Consider the following 23,671-nt stretch of genomic DNA (forward strand, 5'->3'; position numbering starts at 1 on the left):
TTAGTTTTACGCAACGTCTTCGCAGAAAACCGCGCAACACTTTTCTGCACGTTGCTCAAGAAAGTTGTCTTGATGACCAAGCCTCTCTTTCGTCACACCGCCTACGGGCTGACGATCCATTCCGAGATCGAACTGCCGGAGCTTTTGCCGTCAGATAATGATGCTGCCGATCTGGTGATCCGGTGCGCGTCGATCGGGCGTGACCTGCCGGTGGGGGCACCTGGGACCTTCTTTGAGTTTAGCCGCGACCTTCAGATGCTGGACTGGGCCGCGGTCGGTAAGTTTGAGATCAGAGGCTCATCGGAAATTGTGGTCGATGCGCGCGCTGATGTGCCGGAAAAGATCGTGCGCCTGCCGCTGCTCGGGCCGGTTATGGCCATGCTGTTGCATGTGCGTAGCCTGATGGTGCTGCACGCCAGCGCGGTGTTAATTAATGGCAAGGGCGCTGGCTTTCTGGGGGATAAACGCGCCGGGAAATCGACGACCGCCGGGGCTTTGGTCGGTAAGGGCTATCCGCTGCTGACCGATGACGTGCTGGCCTTTGATTTCAAGCCAGAGGTGCGCATCCTGCCGGGCTTCCCGCAGATGAAGCTGACCGATGAATCGGCGGCGTCCGTGGCGATTGAACACGCCCGCCCGCTGGAAATGATCGACGTGCCGGGCTTTGATAAGCGCCAGCACAGCGTCAGTGCGCATTTTTCCAATGACTATGCTGTACCGGGCCGCCTTTATGTGCTGGAACGGGGGCCGCAGGCGCAGGTCATCGACCTAAGCCCGGTCGAGGCGTTCCGCGCTCTGATGCGCTTTTCCTATCTGATCCGCTTTGGTAAAGAGGCCTTGTCGGCGGGCAGTGCGCCGGGTTTTATGCAGCAATGTGCTTATCTGGCTGAATTAGGTGTGGTCCGGCGGTTGGTTGTGCCGGATTCGCTGGAGCGCTTGGGCGAAGCTGTGGCTATTATAGAGCATGACCTTGGCTGATACCCGCGATTCGCCTATAAAGAGTGGCCTTAAGACTTGGCAGCGTTGCCGGTCGCTGGCGGCTTACGTCCTGTCGGTATCGCGCAAACGCTCAATCTTATCCGTTGTCTTCCTGATTTTGGGTAGCTTCAGCGAAGGGGTGTCGCTGCTGCTGCTGTTGCCGCTGTTGCAGTTCATCAGCGCGCAGGGCACAGGGACGGTGCTCGACTTGCCGACCGGGCCACTGGCACCGGTGCTGGGGGCGTCGTTTCAGATTGAGCTGTGGCTGATTCTGGCGATCTTTGTCGCGGTGGTGACCATCGGAGCGCTGTTTGCGCGGTTCAAGAATATCTACATGTCGGCGCTGCTGGTTGATACGGTCAATCGTCTGCGCATCGACCTGTTTGCCAGCATCTCTAAGGCCAGATGGTCGGCGGTGGCACGTAAACGCACGGCGGACCTTGACCATGTTCTTACCGGCGATATTGACCGGGTGCAGACGGCGACCGCCAGCCTGTTTCTGCTGATCCAGAACGCGGTGTTTTTATGCGCCTACATGCTGCTGTCGCTGATGATTTCGTGGCAGATGACGGCGATTGCGGCGGTGGCCGGGGCTTTGGTGTTTGTGGCCCTGCGCCCCATCCGTAAGCAGGGCGCGATCTTTGGCGATAAGCTGACGACCGAGCGCCAGCGCCAGTACCGCACTATCAGCGATTTTCTGGCGGGCCTTAAGGTCACCAAAAGCTTTAATGCTGAACCGCGCTATATCGCTGAGCTGAACGGCACCTTAGAGCGGATGCGCGGCGACCTGATGCGTTATACCCGCATCAATTCGCTGGGGACGACCCTGTTTCAGATCCTGAGCGCGGTCATGGTGTGCGTCTTCATCTATGTCGCCTACGCCGTCTACGCCATGCCGTTTTCGCGCATCATTGTGCTGTTGGTGATCTTCATGCGCTTATCGCCGCGCTTTACCGGCACCCAAGATCATCTGCAAAACGCCATTATTAATTTACCGGCGTTTGAGACCATGCAGCGCGTCAAGGCCGACTGTGACGCCGCCGTGGAAATCCCGCAGGCGGCGACGACGCTGTCTCCGTCGGGGCTAAAGCACAGCCTTGATTTCGAGGCGGTCAGTTTTGCTTATGGTGATCATCTGGCGGTCGATGCCGTCAGTTTCAGCCTGCCTGCCCGCCAGATCACGGCCATAGTCGGCCCCTCCGGCGGCGGCAAGAGCACTATGGCTGATCTGGTCATGGGCCTGCTGATGCCTGATAGCGGCCGCATCCTGATTGATGGCGTGGCCTTAGAGGCCGCCCATGGGCCGTCATGGCGCACCCACATTGCTTACGTCCCGCAGGAAACCTATCTGCTGTCGGCAACCGTGGCGGAAAACCTGAAAATAGCCGCCCCCCATGCCACAGTGGATGATATGTGGCATGCGCTGCGCCAAGCGCAGGCAGCAGCCTTTATTGAGCGCCTGCCGCAGGGGCTGGATACGCCGGTCGGTGACGGCGGTATCAAATTGTCGGGCGGGGAGCGTCAGCGGGTGGCGCTGGCCCGCGCCCTGCTGCGTCAGCCGGCGCTGCTGATCCTTGATGAATCGACCAGCGCGCTTGATCGTGAAAATACCCAAGGCATATTATCGACGATCGATAGCTTACGCGGGCAAATGACCGTGCTGTTAATCACCCACAATCCGGTGGTGGTCGAATACGCCGATAAGGTGATCACAGTTGAGGGCGGGCGCGTATCGGGTCATGGAGATGGATAAGGCCTTGGCTATGGGACGTAAACCCTGTCTGGGCAAGGATTACCGCGTCCTGTTCATAAATTGTTTGAGTTCACGGGCTATTGTGGCTCATGCTTTAAGCGAATCGTATAGGTTTTTAATTTTCCGGAACCCATTAGTGTGACCATGCGGGTACTCTATCTTGTGCATGATCTGGAAGATGCTGCGGTGCGTCGCCGAACCCTTATGCTTGAGGCGGGCGGGGCGCAGGTCTATCTGGCGGGCTTTCGCCGGTCACAAAAACCGGCAGATGATTCCGGCAAGGTCATCGATCTGGGCGAAACCCGCAACGGTGCCTTTGCCCATCGTGCCGCCAAGACGATCACCAGTGCGCCGTCTCTGATCCGTGCCCTTAAAGGGGAACGTCCGGACATTATCATCGCCCGTAATCTGGAGATGCTGTTTCTGGCCCGTCAGGCCGCCAGACGGTTTACGTCCGCCCCCGTCATTGTTTACGAAAGCCTCGATATCCACCGCCTGCTGCTGCGCCGTGATTTTATCGGCGCGCTATTGCGTGGGGCCGAACGCAGTCTGATGTCGCGGGCATCACTGGTCGTCACTAGTTCCCCGGCCTTTGTTGAGAACTATTTTGCGCCCATGCAGAACCTTACCCTGCCGGTTTTCCTGCTGGAGAATAAGGTGCTGGACTTGAGCAGCCGTAGTGTGGGCGTTACGGCGGCTAAAAACATAGACGGGGTTATCACCATCGGCTGGTTCGGGGCCCTGCGCTGCTGCAAATCACTGGATCTGCTGTCAAAGTTCACGCGCCTGATGGACGGGCGAGTCAAGGTCGTGATGCGTGGCAAACCTGCCTATAATGAGTTTGAGGATTTTGATGCGCAGGTCGCGGCTGAGCCCGACATCACATTTGAGGGCCCGTACAGTGCCGAGGATTTGAGCGCGCTTTATGCGCAGGTCGATCTGACCTGGGCGATTGATTTTTTTGAAGAAGGCCAGAACTCAAAATGGTTGCTGCCTAACCGGCTCTATGAAGGCAGCCGTTATGGTTCGGTGCCGATTGCCATGAACGGCACGGAAACCGGAAATTTTGTCAGCCGTCACGGCATCGGCCTGACGCTGGATGAGGCGACACCGCAGGCCTTGATCGCGCTGTTTGAGACGCTCACCCCGGATCGCCTGTCGACCTTGCGGGCGACCCTTAAGGCCTGTCCGCCGTCTCTGTTTACCGCCACCCGTGACGATTGTGTGGGTTTTGTCGACCACCTGAAAACATTGCAGGTGGCACATGCGTGACGCGGGACTGGCTATGAATTTACCGACGGCAGACCCTGTGCGTACCGAAAAAGTGCTGGTGGTGGTTCCGTGCCTGAATGAGGCCGCCCATATCGGTAAGCTGCTGGACTGGCTGCTGCGCACCGAAGGCGAGGCCGGGTCTCTGATTGTCGTCGCTGATGGCGGATCGAGCGATGGCACGCAGGATATTGTGCGCCGCTATGTTGATGATGGCGCGCCGGTACGGTTGCTGCACAATCCGAAGAAAATCCAAAGCGCGGGTATCAATCTGGCGGTCGAGCGCTACGGTGACGACGCTGAGTATCTGATCCGCATAGATGCCCACGGTACCTATCCGGAGGATTTTTGTGAGCAACTGATGGACGAGGCGCGCAAGGTCGGCTGTGCCTCGATCGTGGTGTCGATGAACACTATCGGCGCAGGCGCATTCCAGAAGGCCGTAGCGATCGCCCAAAATTCTCCGCTCGGCAATGGCGGCTCAAAACACCGCGTGGTCAATAAGGGCGAATTTGTCGATCACGGCCACCATGCCCTGATGCGTATCAAGGCGTTTCGCGAAGTGGGCGGCTATGACGAAAGCTTTGCCCATAACGAAGACGCGGAACTTGATTTCCGGTTGCGTAAGATCGGCTACTACATCTGGATGACGCCGAAAACCGTCATGGAATATTTGCCGCGCACCACCGCCAGGGGCCTGTTTAAGCAATACCGCGGCTATGGCAGTGGTCGTATTCAGAATATCCTTAAGCATAAACAAACGCCGGGCCTGCGTCAGATCATTCCGGCCATGGTGCTGCCGTCGATCCTGATGGCGCCGCTGGCGTTGATCTGGTGGGTGTGCGCTCTGCCGCTGATCGGGTGGCTGTGCCTGTGGGGCGGGCTGTCGGTGATCGAAGGCGTGCGGACGCGCTCGGTCGAAGGGTTCATGTCCGGCTATGCCGCCATGACCATGCACGTCGCCTGGTCGGTCGGGTTCTGGAAAAAATGGTTTGAGCTGAAATTTAAAGCGGCTTAAGGGCTTAAGGCCCACCTTCATTTTATTCTGTTATTTTTAGGGCTCACATGGCCGATATCGATATCTGTATCTGTACGTTCCGGCGTGAGCATATTGCCGACACCCTGCGCTCGCTGGCGGGGCTTGAGGTGCCTGCCGGTCATGCCGTGCGGGTGATCGTCGCCGACAATGATGAGGTGCCGTCGGCCAGAGATCGGGTTGAGGCGATGGGGCCGGAAGTGCCGTTTCCGGTGACCTATGTGCATGCCCCTGCGGCCAATATTTCTGTGGCCCGCAATGCCTGCCTTGAGGCGGCGACAGGGCGCTATACCCTGTTTATCGATGATGATGAGCTGGTCACGCCCGCATGGTTGAAAGAGATGGTGACGACCGCCCAGACTACGAGTGCGGATGCCGTTCTGGGGCCGGTAAGGGCGCTTTATCCGGAAGGGATCGCAGGCTGGATCAGGGGCGGGGATTTCCATTCGACCTATCCGGTGATCGTCGGTGATGAGATACTGACCGGCTATACCTGTAATGCCTTGCTGGATCGCCAGTCGGATAAGGTAGCGGGCTTACGCTTTGATCTGTCGCGCGGCAAAAGCGGCGGTGAGGATACCGACTTTTTCACGCAGATTTATCGTCGCGGCGGTAAAATCGCCTATGCCCGTGAAGCGTGGATCGAGGAGCCGGTACCGCCTGCGCGCGCCAGTTTCAGGTGGCTGCGCGACCGCCGGTTTCGCTCAGGCCAGACTCACGGTCGCCTGATCCGTGAGGGCGGACTGACGCGTCCGGTCGTGGTTGAGCAGGCGATGGCCGCTGCCAAGGCCGGTTTCAGTTTTGCTTCGGCGGCGTTGACCTTCTGGTCGCCGGTAAAGCGGCGACGCAATATCCTGCGCGGCGCGCTGCATCTGGGGACTATGTCCGGCCTGTCGGGCTCCAAAGAAATAAGTCAATACTGAAGGCGGTCGGGGCGTGGTTAATTCAGGCTTTTCAATAGGATTTTTTGTTGGGTGCGCCGCAAAAAGAATTTTGCGATCCCCCCGTTTGGCACTAAAGTCCGAGCCTATTGATTTTGATTTTTTTATTGTTCGATTTTTCAAGGCCGGCCTCAATGACCGACGCGATTAAAATCCTCGGTAGTGTGGCCGAGGTGGTGCACCAGCATCTGCCCCATGTTCTGGCCAACCGCCGCGACGTGACCTGGAAAGAGGACGGCAGTCCGGTGACGGTCGCCGATGTCTTTCTGGAAAACGCCATCAAGGATCATCTGACCGGTCTGATGGGCGATATCAATTTCGTCGGCGAAGAAAGCTATGCCGTGGGGGCTGCCGACGATAAGGACTGGACGGCGGTGCTTGATCCGATCGATGGCACTGAGAACTTCTGCTCTGGTCTACCGGAATGGGGCGTGTCCCTGTCGATCTGGCATAAGCGCGAACATGCCGCCTCCATGCTGATGGTGCCGGAAATGGGGCTTAAGCTCATGACTGGCGATAAGATTGATTACCAGACGTCACGGATCATGGGATTTTCGTCTTCGATCAATGATAAGCTGGTCGAAATGATCCCCGTCGGCGGCGAAGCCCGCATCATGGGCTGTGCCGTTTATAACCTGTTTAATGTCGTGCGCGGGTCGCTGGCGCGGTTTGTCAATCCGGCCGGCGCCAAAAGCTGGGATATGCTGGCCGGTGTTCAGCTTGCGCGTGAACACGGCTGTGAAGTTATTGTTGAAGGAGCCCCCTATGACGGACGCTATCTCGAACCTGATCGGAAACATCGCTTCGACATACGCCACCGACACGATCTTCATCCTCGGTAAAGGCCCGTCGATCGACCAGATCGACCCGCAGATTTTCGCGGGCTCTCTGGTCATCGCCATGAACGATGCCGAGCGCATCGCGCCTGCCGACATCAGCGTATTCCATGCGGCCTGGGCCGCCGACAGCGTTCAGGCCAATGGCCTGAAATCGCGCGCCTACCTGACCTCGACACCGCTGAAAGCAGCGGATCGTTCGGTGGTGCAACTGCCGCATACGCCGCTGACGCAGGAATCTGCCGATCTGATGATGCAGCGCTTTCAGGCCGGTGATCTGGTCATCGAAGATATTCTGTTCATCACCGCCCTTCAGGTCGCCCGTAAAGTCGCCGCCGTTCGTGGCCGTCCGCAGACGGTTTACATGGTCGGCCTTGATTTTAGCTATGATGGCAGCCAGGCCTATAGTGAGCGCATCGACAGCGATTTTTCCCACGCCCGCGACGCTGACCGTAAGATGGTATTCAACACGCAGGAATTCTATTTCCTGAACGCGCTCTATGTCCTTAAGGGCTCGGAAATCGAAGTTCGCCATGTTGGCACCAAATCGTTCAGCGCGCTAACGCCTACCGAACTGAACGCGCAACTGGGCACGCCGGAGCCGCTTGAGGCCAGCGACAATATCCATAAGGTCGATGTTATCGCAGAGCTGACCACCAACCATTTTGGCGACCGTCTGCGTCTTGAGCGCATGATCCGCTCCGCTAAGGCGGCGGGGGCGGACTACATAAAATTGCAAAAGCGCGATGTCGAAAGCTTCTATTCGACTGAGCAGCTCAAAGCCCCATATGTGTCGCCGTTTGGCTCAACCTTTGGCGATTACCGCCATCAGTTGGAACTGAGCAAGGACGATTTCGCGTTCGTCGATACGCTATGTAAAAGCCTTGGCATGGGCTGGTTCGCGTCGATCCTCGATAAGCCGTCGTTTGAGTTCATGCTCGATGTCAAACCGGCTATGGTCAAGCTGCCGTCGACCATTTCCGAGCACACCGATTATCTGGAATATGTCTCGAAAAACTACACCGGCTCGGTGGTCTTATCGACCGGCATGACCGACGAGGCCTATGAGCGCTGGGTGCTGGATAATTTCACGGCGTGCGAAAAGCTGATCCTGATGCAGGCCAATTCGGCCTATCCGACCCCCGCCGAAGACACCAATATCGCGGTCGTGCGCCGTTACCATGAACTGTCGGCACAAAATCCGCGTATCGTACCGGCGTTTTCCAGTCATGATTTCGGCTGGCTGGGTTCGGCGCTGGCCGTGGCGGCGGGTGCGCGCATGGTCGAAAAGCATGTTAAGCTCGGCAATACCGAATGGGCGCACTTTGATGCCGTCGCGGTTGATTTGACTACCCCGGCCTTTAAGGAATATGTCGATCAGATCCGCCTGACCGAACGCATGGTCGGCTCCGGCGAAAAACGGGTCAACAAAAGCGAACACCACAAATACCGGGTGGCGCAGGCTTAAAAAGCGGGGAAGATCGTGTCGAAACCGAAATGTGTGGCCTTAGTGCCCGCCAAGGCCCATTCCGGGCGCCTGCCTGAGAAGAACCTGCGCCCGTTTGTCGGCGAAAAATCCCTGCTGGATGTCAAGCTGGAGCAGTGCAAGGCGTCGGGTGTTTTTGACGAAATCTACGTCTCCAGCGAAGCGGATAAGGTCGCCGCATATGCCACCCGTCACGGCGTAGACTTCCTGTTGCGCAATCCGAAATGGTCGAGTGATGCGACGCCCTGGTCGGAAGCTCTGGTCGGGCTGCTCGATGAAATGCCGGTCGATGACGACACCTATGTGGCCATAGTCCCCGTCACCACGCCGCTGTTTCATCGCTACGGCGATGCGGTGGCCATGCTGGAGCAGGATAGCCGCGACAGTGTGATGTCGCTCAGCGCCCACAAGCATTATTTCCTCAATCCGGATTTCCTGCCGATCAACTATCAGTGGGGGCCGTGGCATTCCTACAGCCAGAACATCAAGCCGCTGTATCAGATGAACTGCGCGTTTTGGGTCGCCAAAAAAGGCGTCATGAAGCGCAACCGGTTTCAAGTTGGCGACCGTCCGGCCTTCTTTGTGACCGATGCGACCGAAGGCATGGATATCGACACGCTGGAGGAATTTGAGGTGGCGCAACTGCTGTTCCAAAAGCGGTTCGGCGCATGAGCCTGACGCCGGTTGAGCTTAAGGTCGATGCGGCGCTATTGGAGCGGTTCCGGGCGGCGGGCGTCCTCTTTTCCTACGACCGGGCGGAAATTGCCAAGGGCGAGGGCTGGCTGAGCCAGCTTGATACCTACACGGTCAAACAGCCGATCCGTATCGAAGGGCCGTGCGCCTTTTACGGCGGGCCCTATTCCCCCAGCCGCTGGTTTGCGGGCAGCGGCCTGTGCGACATGGGGGCGGCGTCCTATTCTCATTCCCCATTGCCGGAGGGTTTGACGGTCGGGCGTTACTGCTCGATCGGCAAGGGCCTGCGCTTTATCGATTTCGCCCATCCGACCGAGTGGGTGTCATCGTCGATTGCGTTTTTCCGGCCGGATAATGTGCCGTATCTGTCGCCGCTATATGATGCGCTTGAGGCGCGAAATGGTGAATTTACACCGACGGCCTATGATCCGCGCCGGGGGCTTGGCTATCCGGTGATCGAGCATGATGTCTGGATCGGCGATAATGTGACGTTAGGTCTTGGCGTGACCATCGGCACTGGTGCGGTGATCGCGGCCAATGCGACCGTCACCAAGGATGTGCCGCCCTATGCCATAGTTGGCGGTCTGCCCGCCAAGGTTCTGAAATATCGTTTCGCGCCAGAGGTGATCGAGGCGCTGCTGGCCTCCGAATGGTGGCAGTATGCCTATTACGATTTTGGCGGACTAGATTACACAAAGCCCCGTGAGTTCGCGCAAGGGGTCATGGCGGCGATAGCAAGCGGTAGCCTTACGCCGTGGAAGCCAGACGTGGTGGAACTGCCCGGAGCGGCGGATGACTGAGGGGCGGTACGATACGATTTTTCTGATCAGCACGCCGATCCAGTATCTGATGGCGCGGCTGATTGTCTCGGCCTATTTTCCGGGGCGGCATCGGGCGGTGGTGTACCGTGACGGCCATGATTTTCGCCCCATTTTCGATGAGATAGACGCCCGGTTTTTAGGGCCGTCGCCGTTTGACTATATGGGTTTTGATGAGGCGCTGGCGTCTGACCTGCCGCGACCCAAACGCCTGTTTATCAGCTACCGGTTCTACCGCTTTGCGGTCGAGACCTATTACCGCTTTAAGCCTGAAATCCTGTGCGCCTATGAAGACGGCTTTTCGCTGCATATCGATCATGACTATGGCAACAAATCCCTGAATGATCGCAATCCGCAATATGTCATATCTGACGCGATAAAGGCCGTGGCGCGGGCTACCGGATTAAAACCTTCGGCGCGGCCCAAGTTTATCCGACTGAACCGCTTTCAGGAAGTCTACAGCGTCTTTCCCGATGTGGTCGGTTTCAAGCCGGGCGCCCCGCATTTTTCAACGCGGCAGGCCTTTAAGGACAATCTGTTTAAGCCTGAATCCCAAAATACAGGGCAGGGCGAATGTCTGTTTCTGTCGCAGCCCCTGTCTAATCTGGGCATGATGACGGACCCGGAATATCTGCGCCTGCTTGAGGCCGTACTGGCCGATCTGTCCGCCCGCTATGAGCGCGTCTATTTCAAGCCCCATCCGCGTGACGGTGAGGCGGTGATGAGTGTCATTGCGGGTCAGCCCAAATGCGTGCCCTTGCCGGAATTCTACAGCCGCATGCCGGCGGAGTTTTATCTTGGCCACTATCCGGCGACCGATGTTTACGGCTTTATGTCCTCGACCCTGTTCTATGTGCCGGCGGTGTTTGGTACGAAGGCCTATACATTGGCGCCGTTGCTGGATCGCTGGCCGGGCGGGAATGAAAAACTACGCGATTACTGGCAGGCCATGAAGCCGCTGCTGACCAAGGCCGATGTGCGCGACTATGCGCCGGAGATTGTTAGCCGATGACCGGCGATATGATCACGGTATCCATAGTCATCTGCACTCGCAACCGTGCCGCTAGTCTGGGCGGGACGCTCACCTCCCTGATGGCGCAACAGACCGGGCATGGTTGGGAAGCCTTGCTGGTCGATAATGCCTCGACCGATAATACAGCCGAAGTCATCAGGGCAGCAGCGGAAAGCGATCCGCATCTGCGCTATCTCAGCGTGACGCGGATCGGTCTGGGGGCCGCGCGCGATGCCGCCTGGCGACAGGCCAGAGGGCGGATTATCGCTTTTACCGATGATGATTGCTACCTTGAGCCAGACTATATAGACCGGCTGGTTGAGGCGTGGGCGGATTATCCCGATGCGGGTGTGATCGGCGGGCGCATCCGGCTGCATGACCCCGACGATGCCGCGATCACCATTGATGAGCGCAACCTGGCTGAGGTCTATCCGGCGCGGGCGTTCCTTAAGGCCGGGGCGCTGCACGGGGCGAACCTGACCTTTCGGCGTGAGGTTCTGGAGGCCACGGGTGGGTTCGATCCTGAACTGGGGGCGGGGACACCGTTTCCGTGTGAGGATATTGATGCGGTGGCGGCAACGGTCTGGGCCGGCTATCCGGCGCGCTTTGATCCGCGCTTTCAGGTCGCGCACCACCATGGCCGTAAAGCCTGCGATGTGCCGCGCATTATGGAAGGCTATGATCGCGGGCGCGGGGCCTATTTCATGAAATATATCCTGCGGACCGATAGCCGTGCCGCCTATATGTCAGCGTGGCGCGACAGCCTGCGCCACTCTTACGGACGGGACGGGTTTCAGGCCCGTCAGCGTGAACTGAGCTATGCCTTGCGCTGGCTGAAGTCGCGCAGGGAATATGCGGCTATGGCCGTTGTTGCCGTGGCCGCACTGGTCATGATCGCGGCCACCTGGCTTAAGCGCAAACTGCCTTAAACCGGCTTACGCTTCAAAATCCGGTTAAGTATCGGCTGGGCCTGAGTTATGATCGGTGCCACCAGCGACCTGCCGAAAATCAGAATACCTGACACATAGATCACCGCCCCGATAAAGCTGCCGGTTATGACCACAAACAGAGCGTTGTCATAGATGCCGAACAGAACCGGGCGCAGGCTCCACACCACCGCTGCCATAACCAGCGCGACCAGCAACGGCACCAAGGGCTTACTGAGCGCCGTCAGCACCGGAATGTCGACAAAGCGCTTAAGCTGATACTGCTGGTACGGCAGGGTCAGATAGCTTCTGAGGGCATAGGCGGCGGCAATGCCGACCAGACCCCACGGCAGGGCCAGCCAGGTGAACAATATGGTCAGGGCCAGTTGCAGGGCCGCCACCTTGGTGATAGCCCCCGGCTTATTGACGGCGGCCAGCATGCCCGGAGAGATGTAGTTAAACACAAACGGCACGATCATCAGGGCCAGCACCTGCGAGATCTTGCCGGTACCCGCCCATTGCTCCGAGAATATGACCTTGATGATTTCTTCGGCCAGCGCCGCATAGCCCAGCAACAGCGGCAGCACCAAAAGCCCGACTATGCTGATCATGCGATAATAGGCCGCTTTCAATTTTTCAGGCTCATGCTGCAATTTCGAGAAGGTCAGCATGGAGACGCTGCCGATGGGGGCCAGAGCCAGTTGGCCGATCAGTTCGTACATGCGCCACGCGATGCGGTACCGGCCAACCTCGGCCTGACCATAGGTGCGCGAAATCAGAATGTCACCGACCCGTCCCATCAGCAGCCACAAAAGCTGATTGAAGGTTGTGCTGAAACTGAAGCTGGCGATCTGGCGAAGCATTGAGGGGGAGAACCGCACCTTCGGCACCCAGCGCGAGGCCACCCAGGCCATAATGACACCAAGTACGGCCCCGACCCACGCCTGCACGACCAGCGACCATACCCCCAGCCCCATCAGGGCGGCGGTAATCCCTGAGATTCCGGAGACTATGCTGGCGATGGCGGCCTGAATCGCAAACAATTTATGCTTATATTCACGCGTCAGGCGGGCCCCATGAATGCCGGCCAGTGACGATATCGGCAGGGTCAGGGCCAGCGCCTGAAGGATATGGGTGACGTTGGTGTTATGGATCATTTGGGCATAAAAAGGGGCCGCGATGATCACAATCGTGGCTACAATCGTGCTCAGGCCAAAATTGGCCCAGAAGGCCGTGTCGGCCATTTCTTCTTCGAGAACATGCTGGCGTATGATCGCATCGCCCAGACCGGCGCTGGCGAAAATGCGGCTGACATCGAGGAAAAGGGCGGCCAGCGCAAACAGGCCAAAATCTGAGGGGCCCAATATCCGCGCCAGACAGACAAAGATGACAAAGGTTGCGCCCGTAGACCATAACACCCGTAAGACCGACCACAGAATGGAGGTGGTGGTACGCTGTTTCAGATCCTGATAACCGTCAGCCTCGGTCTTACTCATATTAAAGGCTCATAACTAAATAAGGTGGTACATGGGGGCGCTGCGTACCGGAATGTTCCGGCGGCAACTTAAACGCAGATAATTGAAAACTATGTAAAATGTGGCTGTAACGCTTGAAATGTCCGCCGGTAGGCTGGGGCGACGTTATAGTGTTCGCAGGCTTTGTGCAATTTGAATGATCGTTTTGTTTGCGTTGCACAACCGCTTGCCAAGGGCTGAGAAAAATGGTCTTTTAAGCACACATTCTGGCGCAGGGTTTATCGGCTCTGCGGCGTCATTTAATTTTAAACGATTAGTATCGTTATTACCTTTGGCTTTATTACCTCTGGCCATGATTGTCCGTGGCTTCATAATGGGCACGTTTTATGTTCATCAGCGTTATTATGTGTACCCGCAATCGCGCCGAACAGTTGCGGCGCGTGCTGGAGACAGCGGCGGCCATGACCGTCCCTGACGGGCTTGAGTGGGAAATTGTGCTGATCGATAATGGCAGTTCCGATCACACGCCGGATGTTGTCCAAAGCTTTTCTGACCGGATTCCGATCCGCTATGTGCTGGAGCCGAAGGCCGGTTTGTCCAATGCCCGCAACCGCGGTGTGGCGGAGGCTTTGGGCGAGTATATCTGCTGGACCGATGATGATGTGCTGATCGATCCGAACTGGCTGGCGGCCTATGCGCAAGCTTTTGCGCAAAACCCGCAGGCCAGCGTCTTTGGCGGGGTGATTGAACCCGTGCCGGAAACCGAGTTGCCAGCGTGGTGGCACGAACATGCCGACGGTTTATTGAATGTATTGGCTGCCCGTGATTTCGGGCCGGACGTGCGTCCGCTGTCACTCGAAGGCCATATACTGCCATATGGTGCCAACTATGCCCTGCGCGGCGAAGCGCAGCGCAAATATCTCTACGATCCGGGGCTTGGGGTTGGGCCGCACCATAAACGTCTGGGCGAAGAAACCGCCGTCATCCGCGCGATCATGCGTGAGAGTAGTGGTGTGTGGGTGCCCGGTGCGCGGGTGCGGCACATGATCCCGGCGGCGCGCCTGACCTATGACTATGTGGGGGTTTATTACCGCTCGGTCGGGGAAACCTGGGCCTATCTGGCGCATCATGGCCGTGACAATTTCATTGATCCGGCACCCGTTACAGGCGCGAGAATTGGTAATGTGCCGGTGTGGGTGCTGAAACGGCGGCTGCGGCACTGGCTGGGCTATAAGGTCAGGGCTATGTCCGGCAATATCGGCAGTTCGCTGTGGCACTGGCGCAAGTACAGCTATTTTTCGGGTGCGGCGGATTTCTGGCGCCGTGAAAAAAGGCCCGCCGCATGATTACCATAGGCGTTGTCATCCCGTTTTATCAGCGGGAAAAAGGCATACTCAGTAAGGCGTTAGAGTCTGTGGCCGCGCAAGCGCTGCCGGAAGGTGTCCGCCTGATCGTCGTGGTGGTCGATGACAGTTCGCCTTTGCCAGCGGCGGAAGCTCTCGAAGGCTTTACCCTCCCGCCCCCGCACCAGTTGATCACGATCCGGCAGGCCAATGGCGGGCCGGGCGGGGCGCGCAACGGCGGGCTGGACTATCTTGATCCGGCTGAGGTTGACTATGTGGCCTTTTTGGATTCCGACGATACCTGGTCGCCCGATCATATTGCCGAAGCGCTTAAGGTCCTCAAAAGCGGCGTGGATTTCTACTTTGCCAATTGCAGCTTTAATGATGTCGATTCCTTCAGTCACTGGAATTACATCAAGGCCCGCCACGGCACATTTGGCGCTTACGCGCCGGAGTTTGGCGAACTGACCTCAACTGAGGCCGTCAGCGCCATCGTCGATGAGTGCCTGCCCCATGCTTCTCAGGTTGTTTATGAGTTTCGCCGCCATAGCCGGGTGCGCTTTGACGCGACCTTTCGTCAGGCCTGCGAAGACCGGCTGTTTTTCATGGACCTCAGCCGCGAATGTGACCGCATCGTCTATACGACCCGGCTGATGGGGCAGCGTGGCAAGGGCGTGTCGATCTATGATGAGACTCTGGCGTGGGGATCACCCAACGCCCCCAACCGCGTCATCGAAGAATTGCGCTTTCGCCAAAAGATGATGTCGGTCAGCTATTTCGGGATGGCGAAAAAGCTGCGTATTTTTGGTTCGGCCCGCCAAAGGGTCGATCATCTGCTGTTCCTGATTTTGAGAAACCTGCGCCATAACCCTGAGATCGCGAAGGCGGCGATCGGCCGGTTTGTGCGCGAAGTGCCGATGTTTGGCATGTTTTTGCCGGTGTCAGTGATTAGCCTGCCGCTGCATTATCTGGCTCTGCGGCGTCAGGCCGGTCTGTAACATCTTTAAGTTTGTATTCGCAGGGCTTTGTAAAGGCCCGCCGTTTTGAGGCATAAGCGTCATGAATATCCTGTTTAGTTTCGGCAACGGTCACTTTCCGGAATTCAGCGGCGGGGTGCAGTCCAGTACCGACTATCTGGTCAAGGCCATGCAGGCGCGCGGCCACAAGGCGTCGGTACTGTGTTCACTGTTCGGGGACGGCACTTTCGGGCTGGTGGCGCGTTTGAAGATGAAGCTGACGCATAGGCCTTGGGCGACGGATAATGGTCTGGGCTACGATGTCCGTCGGGCGTGGAAGGCGTGGGACGCGGTGCCGACCCTTGTCAAAGACGATCGTCCCGATGTGGCGGTGGTGCAGTGTCATAATACCGTGCCGATTGGCGCCGAACTGCAAAAGCAGGGCGTGCCGCTGGTGGTCTATTTTCGCAATGTCGAATTTGAGGAACTGGGCGGCGATCCGCGTCAATTTTCGGGTGCGCAGTTTATCTCAAACTCTCAGTTCACCCGCAGCCGTTACCGTGAAGCGTTCGGCATAGACTCGCACGTCATCCCCCCGTCGATCGATGTGGCCAAGTATGAGACCGAGACGACCGGGCGCTATGTGACCTTTATCAATCCGGTCGCCAAAAAGGGACTGGACCGCGCCCTTGAGATCGCGGCCCTGTGCCCGGAGATCGAGTTCCTGTTTGTCGAAGGCTGGCCGCTTAATCCCGAACAGGAAGCGTCGCTGAATGCCGCCATTGCGCCGTTCAAAAACATCACCTTCATGCGCCGCACCTCGGATATGCGCACCGTCTATGGCCAGACCAAAATCCTGCTGGCCCCCAGCCAGTGGGAGGAAACCTGGGGGCGGGTGGCGTCAGAAGCCCATTGCAGCGGTATCCCTGTGCTGGCGGCCAATGTCGGGGGCTTAGGCGAGGCGGTGGGCCCCGGCGGCGTTTTGATGCCGGTGGGAAGCGGGGCGGCGGATTGGGCCAGCGAACTTAAGCGGATGTGGTCGGACAGCGATCATTATGCCGCCCTGTCGCAGACGGCGCGGGCCTATGCGCGGCGGCCAGAGATCGATCCGGCGGCCCAGATCGATCAGTTCGAGGCGATTTTGGTTCAGGCTTCGGGCAGCGGGAAAAGATAACGCACATCGCGGCTGGCGGGCGCCGCATGGGGCGCGGATAACTTATCGCGCAGCACACCGCTTACGACCGGCAACCATGAGTCCGGATCACCCAGCAGAGCCTTGATAGTCGCCACCGTGCCCTTATCGCGCTTGAGATCAAGATAGTGACGGTGACGATAGCGGTTGCGGGTCTGGGTTTCGTGCAGATGTATGGCGTGTCGTTCAGGTGCCGACAGGGGCAGGGCCAACAGATCATGATCGGCATCGGCCAGGCGGCGCAGATCTTCGGTGCGATGCTGACCGCTTAAGGAATTGGGGCGCACGACCGCGCCATAGCCCAGGGTCCGCGTGGTTTTGAACCGCCCGCCTGCCGCCAGCATCCGGGCATAGAGGTCATAATCTTCGCCCAACCGCAGGTCCTCATTATAGGACAGCTTGTGGGTCTTGAGGAAGGCCAGACGGATGACGGGCTTGAGGAAACCCAACTCGCCACGGTGCATGTCATCGCGCGTCAGATTGCCGAGCACAAAATTCTCAAGACTGAGCGGGTGGGCATCATCCGTACCCTTGATCTCAAGCGGCGCGTCGTATCCGGTCGGCACAAACGCGATATTGTCGGCGATCATGTCCCATTCGGCATGGGGCAACAGGCGGGTAAACCGGCCGGGTAGCAAAAAGTCGTCGGCATCGAGAATGGCCGCCAACTGTCCGCGGCAGACTTCAAGCGCCCGGTTGCGGGCATAGGCGGGGCCATGGTTTTTACCAAGCGATATGACCTCGACCCGCCCGGTGCCATCATCGGCATCGCGCGCCGTCTGAGCCGTCGTATCTTTTGAGCCATCATCAACGACGATGACCTGCACAACCTCAGCTTGATTAAGAGCTGACGCAATGGCTCTGACGATGGTATCCGCCGAATCCTTGGCCGCAATAATCACGCTGACGCTGGTGGGCAAAAACTTAGGCTCCGTTGAGTTTACAGACAAGCGACTCCGGGAACTGGCAGGCATCATCGGGACGGGTATAGGCGACCCAGTCGACCAGCATGTAAAGAGGCTTTTCCGGTTCAATGAAGGTGCCCATCCAATCCGTCAAGGTGTTGGTACCCCACAGGCTGAAAAAGATTTTCTGGGCATTTGACGGCAGGGGGGCGGGGCTTTCAAGCGTGCGGACCAGCACGCCGTTGATGTAATATTTGATGCTGTCAGGTGCCCAGATGAAGGCGTAATTGATGTAATCGCTATCGGCACTGTAGGGCAGCTTGGGCAGGGTAGCGCCCATGCCCTTGCCGTTCACATAACCGCCGCTTTGGGCGACGCTGGTGTCTTTCAGCAGGACTTCCCAGTCGATCTCATCGTGTGGTTTGCCCTGGGTTGCCCCGATATAGGTAAAGAAGGCACCGTTAAGGCCCGAACCCTTGGGCGTTTTCATGCGCGCTTCATAGGTGCCATAGCCATAGGTGGCCTTGGTCTGGATTTCACCGCAGCTAAACAAACGGTCCGCCATGGGTTTTTTCTGAAAGCGCAGATTCAGATTGCCTTTATAGGCAAAGGTTTCATGCATCGACCAGCCGCAGTTTTGATGGGCGCCGTTACTCCAGCCGTGGGACACGTACCAGAACGCCTTATCAACCTTATCGAAGTTATCGACGAAGGACGCGCCGCCGGTGACCTGAGCCGTAGCTGGTTGTATCGCAAACAGGGATAAGGCGGCAGCAGTGGCCGCCAGAAACGGCTTGAGCAAGGGCTTTAACACTGATCCGGTCATGGCATGTCTCCGCAGAAAGGGGCGATAGCTTAGTCTGACAGACGCCTCAAACGGTCAAAGGGCAGTGCGAACCGCTCATGCTCAGACTAACAAGGGTGCAAATATAATCAACCCGTTCCGTGACAGATTTATACTCAAGGCCAAACTGGCTTTAGGCTATACTTAAAAGCCTGAGCGCACAAGGCAAAGAGGATATCGGGAAGATATCCTATATTACCTGATTGCCTGTAAAAAACAGATGTGGTTTCACACCGATTTAAGGTAAAGATCGTCCCAGAACTCAGTGGCGCGTTCGTGATCGAACTGGGCATTGCAGCCCGCGCGCGCCTGATGGCGCATGGCACGGTACTGGTCAGGCGATTCCAAAAGTTCTTCTAAGCGCTCAATACCCTGACGGGCGAAGCGCTCAACATTTCCGGCGAACAGGTCTTCAAAGGCGCGCGTGCTGCGGGCGAACCAGTGCGGGCGCCAGTCAGCGTCGCCTTCGGTGACGGCCGGATCAAGCATGACGCCGTTAACGCCGTCCTTGATAAATTCCGGCAAGGCGCCCTGAGCCGACGCGATGACCGGTGTGCCCTGGGCCAGGGACTCGATCGCGCTATAGCCGAAGGTGTCAGAGAAGGTCAAAAGGGTTGAGGCATAACTCTCGCCGAGCAGTTTCATGACCCCGGCATTCTCAAGCTTTGGGATATGCCTGACATTGGGCAGGTCGAGCAGTTTCAGATACGGCTCGTAAAATTCCGCGTTGGTGGGGTCCGACCAGATATGGCCGCCGTATTGAAGCGAAGACACGATGGTAAACGTAAAGGGCAGTTTTTTCTTGAGGCTCAGCTCAGCCATACGGGCCACAGCGCAGCCGCCTTTGCGCGCAAAGTGATTTCCGACAAAGCTGATTTGGTAATTATCAGGCTGTGGCAGATCGTCAGTGTCGGGGGTATCCGACATGACCATATTGGGGTAGCGCACTTCGGCCTTGGCGCGCAGAACGGCTTTTTGGGCTGGGCTGAGGTCGCTGGCGGCCAGATCGCGTTCAAAGTTTCTCAGCGCGTAGTCTGAAATGGCGATGATCTTGCGGCATTTCGACGACAGCAGACGCTTATAGAGAAAGTGGTGATAGGCGGGTTTGTCCTCGATGCCGAAAATGCGCGGCAAATGGGATTCAAAGCCGATAATATAGGGCTTTGTGGTTACGGGGACGCGGTTGAAGGCATGCAGCAGGTCGCTGCCCATCTCATCGACCGGGTTAAAGACCGTCACCCCGTCCAGTGTGCCATTGACCCGGTTGAACGGGACGAAGCGGCGATTGCGAACCTTATGGCTTGAACGGCGCGGACCGTTAAAGGCCCAAGGATACCCGGTAGGTGCTAACACCTTGATTTGCTTGTCCATCGTTGCGGTCTCGAAGTGATACTACAGGGTTGATGAGCAAAAACTGTACCAACGCAGGAACTATCATCTCCAGACCGACGATGTGACGTGCATGCCGAGGTGGAAACTCGGCTACATATTAACCTTTATTAAGATATTATAAACCCTGATTTTTAACCAAAGCCTCAAAGTCGGCGTCGGTTTTTCCGCCGAACCGTATCAGGCTACCGCGCAAGGTAAGCTCAACCGCGTCGCGCACCGATACCGTCTTGGGCAACAGGCCACCCAGACGGGCCTTGATCAGGCCGCGCTCACGGGCCTGCGGTGGGGTGGTGAAGGCCGGATGCGCCAGAAACTGATGACGCACTTCGGCGGGCGTCGCCTTCCAGGTGGCGCGTTGCAGGGTCTGGATGGCGCGTTTCAGATTGAGCTCGCGCTGCATATAGGCCGCCTTATCGCCGCCATTACGGGTGGTCGCGGCTTCGTTCTCCATCCATACCGCCAGCGGCTTCATGGCCACATAGATCGGCTCAGTCAGGATAAAGGTGCGGATGTATTCCTGAAGCACCGCCGTGCAGGTGCAGGTGATCTCAATCGGGCTTTTTGTGTGGCGTGTCCAGAACAGGCCGCCATTGGAAACGCCAATACCCATGATCAGCGACAGCCGGAACATTTCGGGGGTATAGAGCCCTTCTTTGAACAGGTGATCGAGCACACCCTCAGTGCTTAAGGTCGGGACCTCGACATGGCTGTTGAATTCGGTGATCTGGTTGCGCAAGACCAGATTGACCTTGTGGTCGTGGATGACAGCGATGTTTTCGGCCATAAACGCCGGCAACATGTAATTGTCATCTTCCAGCACGCAGAAATAATCGGCGTCGCGCGGATTGCTCAGGCTGAAACAGGCATTGATGTTGGCAGAGGCATATTTCTGTGGCTTGTTTTGTGTGTAGTGAATACGCGGGTCGGCCAGTTCGCGCACCACCTCACCCCCGGCAGCATCAGGGTCATCGTCGTAGATGTCGCACACCCAGTTGTCCCAGGTCTGCTGCTGCAATGAGGTCAGGGCGCGCCGCAAAAGCTCTGGGCGCTTATAGGTCGGCATCCGCACGTGGACGAGGCCAGTTTCAGGGCCGTCTGATAATTCCGGCATGATGAAATATCCTTAAATAAAATAAACTCGGTACAATCAAAAATAATCAGGTAACAGGTTCAGGCTCCGCAGGCGCAGGGGGCGGCGCAGTGGCTGGCTTAGGGCCAGGACGCAGGCGCCGGCGCGCGGCGCGTGATGATGGACGGCGCTCCGTGTCTTCCTTTTTCAGGCTGTAGACGCAAATGGCGTAGACCAGCATCGACACATCGCTGAACCCAAAGAAGACCTGCACTTCGCCGAAGCTGCGGTAAAGAATGAACAGCATGAACATGACGAAGAACATCTTTTCCGTCGTCGGGGCAATAATCAGCTTATAAAGTGCGGCGATGAAGGTGCCGAACAGGATCACCGTCTGGATCGCCACACCAATGATGCCGATTTCCACCGCATTGGAAATATAGAGATTGTGGAAATGGAAGCCGCCGCCGGATTTAACGCCAAACTTGAGCCACAGGGCTTCGGCGTCAGGATTGCCAATCACCCAGTAAGCGCGGTAGCCAATGCCCAGCATAGGGTGGTCGCGGATGTGAGCAAAGGCGATGTCCCAGAGTTCTGTCCGTCCGGTAAGGGTCGGGTCTTTACCAAAATAGCGCAGGACGCTGGCGAACATGTCACTAAAATGGGGGGCGAGCGCCAGACCGGCGACAATGGCGGCCCAGGTAGCGAAAGTCAGGATAGTAATGCGCTGAACGGGTTTCCAGCTACGGGTCAACTGAAACAGCACCATCATCATAACCGGCGGCACGAGGCCCATGATCACCCCCGCCGACTGCGCTTTCAGCAGCAGGAACGGACAGACGGCCATGATACCGAGCGCTACGATCTTAAGCGTGAGCTTGACCCGTTTTTCGTAAATAAGCGCCAGTGAAAACAGAAACACCATGGCGATCACGGTCGCGAAGGCGTTCTTACTGGCGAAAATACCCTGCCAGGCGCCGGTTCCGGGACGCGACCCGAAAATAAGACACAGCGCCAAAACCATCAGGTTGCAAACAAACAGTATGAAAAACAGGTTGCGCGGGGCGACGCGGGCGGCAATCACAATGGCGATAATCAGGGTCAGGGCCAACTGAAAGCCCTGTCGTGCGGTCACCGCCGGATACTGCGACCAGAAGATCGACAACAGGCAATAGACCGGCAGGATCAGCAGATACCAGTGCCGGTTCAGCGTAACCAGACTGATCTTGGTGCGGTGAAGCATCAAAAGCGCGCCAAAAACCAGAAAGGCCAGCGCCGCCCGCGAGGTAAACAAAGGCTCCAGCATCAGGGACGCCAGACACAGACAGGTCAGAATGATCGGAATATTAAAGCGCAGAATGACGCCGGGATCATAGGGGACTCTGCGGCCCTTATGCGCGCCTTTTTCCTGAACATCTTGCCGGGCAGCCGTCATGACAGAGGTCTTTCTTCGATGTCGGCCGCAATGCCAGTAGGTAGATATCCTGCCGCATTGACCGCCGCCGGTCCGTCGCACACCACAATCAGGGTTTCCGGATTACCGAGCGCTTCGGCATGTTTCCATAGTTCGCGGTATTTGGCGGCGTCTGTCAACAACGGCTCCGTTAAAAACCCGTCCGGCACAGTGACTGTGGCGAATGTATCAGCCCCCTGTTGCATGGCAAGAGCATTAAGTCTGCTGAGCGAATCCGCATCTGGCGCTTTATCGCACAGGATGAGGGCGTGAGCCTTGGGGCCGGTCGGGACGGGCGGTGCCGGCGGCACGACCTGACGGGTGCTGCGTTCGCGGAATGAGCGGTAAAGATTTCCAATCAGGGCGGGGGCGCGGGTCAGTATGCCAATCGCCTTAGTGATCTGCTTGGCCTTAATGGCCGCCACCAGTCGCTCATAGGCCAGATCGGTTTCCATGCCATTCAGACGGGCGTTGAGCGCAGCCTGAACTGGCGCTGGATGCGGGCCACGCTCTGCGACAAAGCGGTTGTGATTATCAATCATGTCACTGAGGATCGTCTCAGACATGCGGTGCGAGATCGAGCCGCCGTGGCGGCGGTACAGATAGGTCGGATCGGGCACGACATAGCCCTTGGTTCCGCCCGCCAGCAGGCGCACGACCAGATCATAATCTTCGGCCACCTTAAGGCCGGTGTCGTAACGCAAATCACCCAGTCGCGTCCGCCGGATCAGGGGCTTGAGATAGCCCAGGGTCGGCAAGCCGCTGCGGGCCGTGTTGGCGCGGATAAACAGCTCGGCGGTCAGTTCAAACGGTTGGGTCAGTCCGTGATCCAGCATCAGAAAAGATATCGGCTGGCTGTTGTCATCGTGAAAATGCAGCAGATCATCGGCCACAATATCAGCGTTCTGGTCGCGGGCGGCGGCTAAAAGGCGCTCCAGCCGCTGCGGGTGCTGGTAGTCATCGGAATCGACAATGGCGATCCACTCGCCGCGGGCGGCATCAAGCGCGCGGTTTCGGGCCTTGGCGGGGCCACCATTTTCGGGCGCTTCGATCAGCCTGACCCGGTCGTCTTCGGCCATGATGGCGCGAATAATTTCAACACTGTTGTCGGGGGAGGCATCATCGGAGACGATGATTTCGATATCGCGCACGGTCTGGGACAGGGCCGAGGTCAGCGCCGCGTTCAGAAACCGCCCACCGCGATAGTTGGCCATAATAATGGACACTAAAGGACGGCCAGTGACGGCGTGTTGGGCGGGGGGCAAGGTCATCCTGATCCGGTTTTGTCGCAGAT

At 57.7% G+C, this 23,671-nt stretch carries 21 protein-coding genes; 14 read left to right on the forward strand and 7 right to left on the reverse strand.

The features are described 5' to 3' along the window. Positions 1-72: 72 nt before the first annotated feature. The 11 genes from IE102_RS04575 to IE102_RS04625 all read left to right on the forward strand — a co-directional run bounded on the left by IE102_RS04575 (position 73) and on the right by IE102_RS04625 (position 11,751). The gene (locus IE102_RS04575; RefSeq protein WP_189485183.1) at positions 73-978 is read left to right on the forward strand and encodes a phosphoenolpyruvate carboxykinase (ATP); all 906 of its coding nucleotides are present in this window, start codon (positions 73-75) and stop codon (positions 976-978) included. After that, positions 965-2,731 (forward strand): ABC transporter ATP-binding protein, encoded by a 1,767-nt coding sequence (locus IE102_RS04580; protein ID WP_229807559.1) that lies wholly within the window; start codon positions 965-967, stop codon positions 2,729-2,731. Before IE102_RS04575 ends, IE102_RS04580 begins: the two co-directional genes overlap by 14 nt. A gap of 144 nt (positions 2,732-2,875) precedes the next feature. Then, positions 2,876-4,003: a glycosyltransferase gene (locus tag IE102_RS04585; RefSeq protein ID WP_189485999.1), complete on the forward strand. Its 1,128-nt coding sequence runs from the start codon at positions 2,876-2,878 to the stop codon at positions 4,001-4,003. A 13-nt stretch (positions 4,004-4,016) separates the two neighbouring features. Continuing rightward, positions 4,017-5,018, forward strand: coding sequence for a glycosyltransferase family 2 protein (locus tag IE102_RS04590; RefSeq protein WP_189485185.1), 1,002 nt, complete (start codon positions 4,017-4,019; stop codon positions 5,016-5,018). Between the two features lie 47 nt (positions 5,019-5,065). Then, positions 5,066-5,959: a glycosyltransferase family 2 protein gene (locus tag IE102_RS04595; RefSeq protein ID WP_189485186.1), complete on the forward strand. Its 894-nt coding sequence runs from the start codon at positions 5,066-5,068 to the stop codon at positions 5,957-5,959. Between the two features lie 152 nt (positions 5,960-6,111). After that, positions 6,112-6,819 carry an inositol monophosphatase family protein gene (locus IE102_RS04600; RefSeq protein WP_189485187.1) on the forward strand — a complete coding sequence of 236 codons (708 nt, stop codon included), beginning with the start codon at positions 6,112-6,114 and terminating at the stop codon, positions 6,817-6,819. Further along, positions 6,743-8,281 carry an N-acetylneuraminate synthase family protein gene (locus tag IE102_RS04605; protein ID WP_189485188.1) on the forward strand — a complete coding sequence of 513 codons (1,539 nt, stop codon included), beginning with the start codon at positions 6,743-6,745 and terminating at the stop codon, positions 8,279-8,281. The genes IE102_RS04600 and IE102_RS04605 overlap by 77 nt, the downstream gene beginning before the upstream one ends. Positions 8,282-8,296: 15 nt before the next feature. Then, complete coding sequence (locus IE102_RS04610; RefSeq protein WP_189485189.1) at positions 8,297-8,971, forward strand: acylneuraminate cytidylyltransferase family protein; 675 nt, start codon at positions 8,297-8,299, stop codon at positions 8,969-8,971. Continuing rightward, the gene (locus IE102_RS18015) at positions 8,968-9,792 is read left to right on the forward strand and encodes a CatB-related O-acetyltransferase (RefSeq protein WP_189485190.1); all 825 of its coding nucleotides are present in this window, start codon (positions 8,968-8,970) and stop codon (positions 9,790-9,792) included. The genes IE102_RS04610 and IE102_RS18015 overlap by 4 nt, the downstream gene beginning before the upstream one ends. After that, complete coding sequence (locus IE102_RS04620; RefSeq protein WP_189485191.1) at positions 9,785-10,822, forward strand: polysialyltransferase family glycosyltransferase; 1,038 nt, start codon at positions 9,785-9,787, stop codon at positions 10,820-10,822. The genes IE102_RS18015 and IE102_RS04620 overlap by 8 nt, the downstream gene beginning before the upstream one ends. Further along, a complete protein-coding gene (locus IE102_RS04625) occupies positions 10,819-11,751 on the forward strand; it encodes a glycosyltransferase family 2 protein (protein ID WP_189485192.1) in 933 nt (310 codons plus the stop codon). Before IE102_RS04620 ends, IE102_RS04625 begins: the two co-directional genes overlap by 4 nt. Here the strand turns inward: IE102_RS04625 and IE102_RS04630 are convergent. Further along, positions 11,748-13,244, reverse strand: coding sequence for a lipopolysaccharide biosynthesis protein (locus tag IE102_RS04630; protein ID WP_189485193.1), 1,497 nt, complete (start codon positions 13,242-13,244; stop codon positions 11,748-11,750). The genes IE102_RS04625 and IE102_RS04630 overlap by 4 nt on opposite strands. 365 nt (positions 13,245-13,609) lie before the next feature. Here IE102_RS04630 and IE102_RS04635 point away from each other — a divergent pair, with 365 nt between their 5' ends. The 3 genes from IE102_RS04635 (at position 13,610) to IE102_RS04645 (ending at position 16,696) form a co-directional block, all read left to right on the forward strand. Further along, the gene (locus IE102_RS04635; protein WP_189485194.1) at positions 13,610-14,569 is read left to right on the forward strand and encodes a glycosyltransferase; all 960 of its coding nucleotides are present in this window, start codon (positions 13,610-13,612) and stop codon (positions 14,567-14,569) included. Next, positions 14,566-15,564, forward strand: coding sequence for a glycosyltransferase family A protein (locus IE102_RS04640; RefSeq protein WP_189485195.1), 999 nt, complete (start codon positions 14,566-14,568; stop codon positions 15,562-15,564). The genes IE102_RS04635 and IE102_RS04640 overlap by 4 nt, the downstream gene beginning before the upstream one ends. A gap of 61 nt (positions 15,565-15,625) precedes the next feature. Next, positions 15,626-16,696 carry a glycosyltransferase gene (locus IE102_RS04645; protein WP_189485196.1) on the forward strand — a complete coding sequence of 357 codons (1,071 nt, stop codon included), beginning with the start codon at positions 15,626-15,628 and terminating at the stop codon, positions 16,694-16,696. On the opposite strand, the gene IE102_RS04650 is transcribed toward IE102_RS04645, so the two are convergent. From IE102_RS04650 to IE102_RS04675, 6 genes are all read right to left on the reverse strand, one after another. Next, a complete protein-coding gene (locus tag IE102_RS04650; protein ID WP_229807560.1) occupies positions 16,669-17,634 on the reverse strand; it encodes a glycosyltransferase family 2 protein in 966 nt (321 codons plus the stop codon). The two genes, IE102_RS04645 and IE102_RS04650, sit on opposite strands and share 28 nt — an antisense overlap. Before the next feature lie 4 nt (positions 17,635-17,638). Further along, positions 17,639-18,445 (reverse strand): endo-1,3-1,4-beta-glycanase ExoK, encoded by an 807-nt coding sequence (gene exoK, locus IE102_RS04655; RefSeq protein ID WP_189485198.1) that lies wholly within the window; start codon positions 18,443-18,445, stop codon positions 17,639-17,641. Positions 18,446-18,691: 246 nt separating this feature from the next. Then, the gene (locus tag IE102_RS04660) at positions 18,692-19,834 is read right to left on the reverse strand and encodes a glycosyltransferase family 4 protein (RefSeq protein ID WP_189485199.1); all 1,143 of its coding nucleotides are present in this window, start codon (positions 19,832-19,834) and stop codon (positions 18,692-18,694) included. Between the two features lie 136 nt (positions 19,835-19,970). Next, positions 19,971-20,966 (reverse strand): glycosyltransferase family 2 protein, encoded by a 996-nt coding sequence (locus tag IE102_RS04665; protein ID WP_189485200.1) that lies wholly within the window; start codon positions 20,964-20,966, stop codon positions 19,971-19,973. 46 nt (positions 20,967-21,012) lie between these two features. Continuing rightward, entirely contained in the window at positions 21,013-22,359 is a 1,347-nt protein-coding gene (locus tag IE102_RS04670) for an O-antigen ligase family protein (RefSeq protein ID WP_189485201.1), read from the reverse strand. Next, the gene (locus IE102_RS04675; protein WP_189485202.1) at positions 22,356-23,648 is read right to left on the reverse strand and encodes a glycosyltransferase family 2 protein; all 1,293 of its coding nucleotides are present in this window, start codon (positions 23,646-23,648) and stop codon (positions 22,356-22,358) included. Before IE102_RS04675 ends, IE102_RS04670 begins: the two co-directional genes overlap by 4 nt. Positions 23,649-23,671: the final 23 nt, after the last annotated feature.

The organism is Asticcacaulis endophyticus (assembly GCF_014652575.1).
GTDB classification, from domain to species: Bacteria; Pseudomonadota; Alphaproteobacteria; order Caulobacterales; family Caulobacteraceae; genus Asticcacaulis; species Asticcacaulis endophyticus.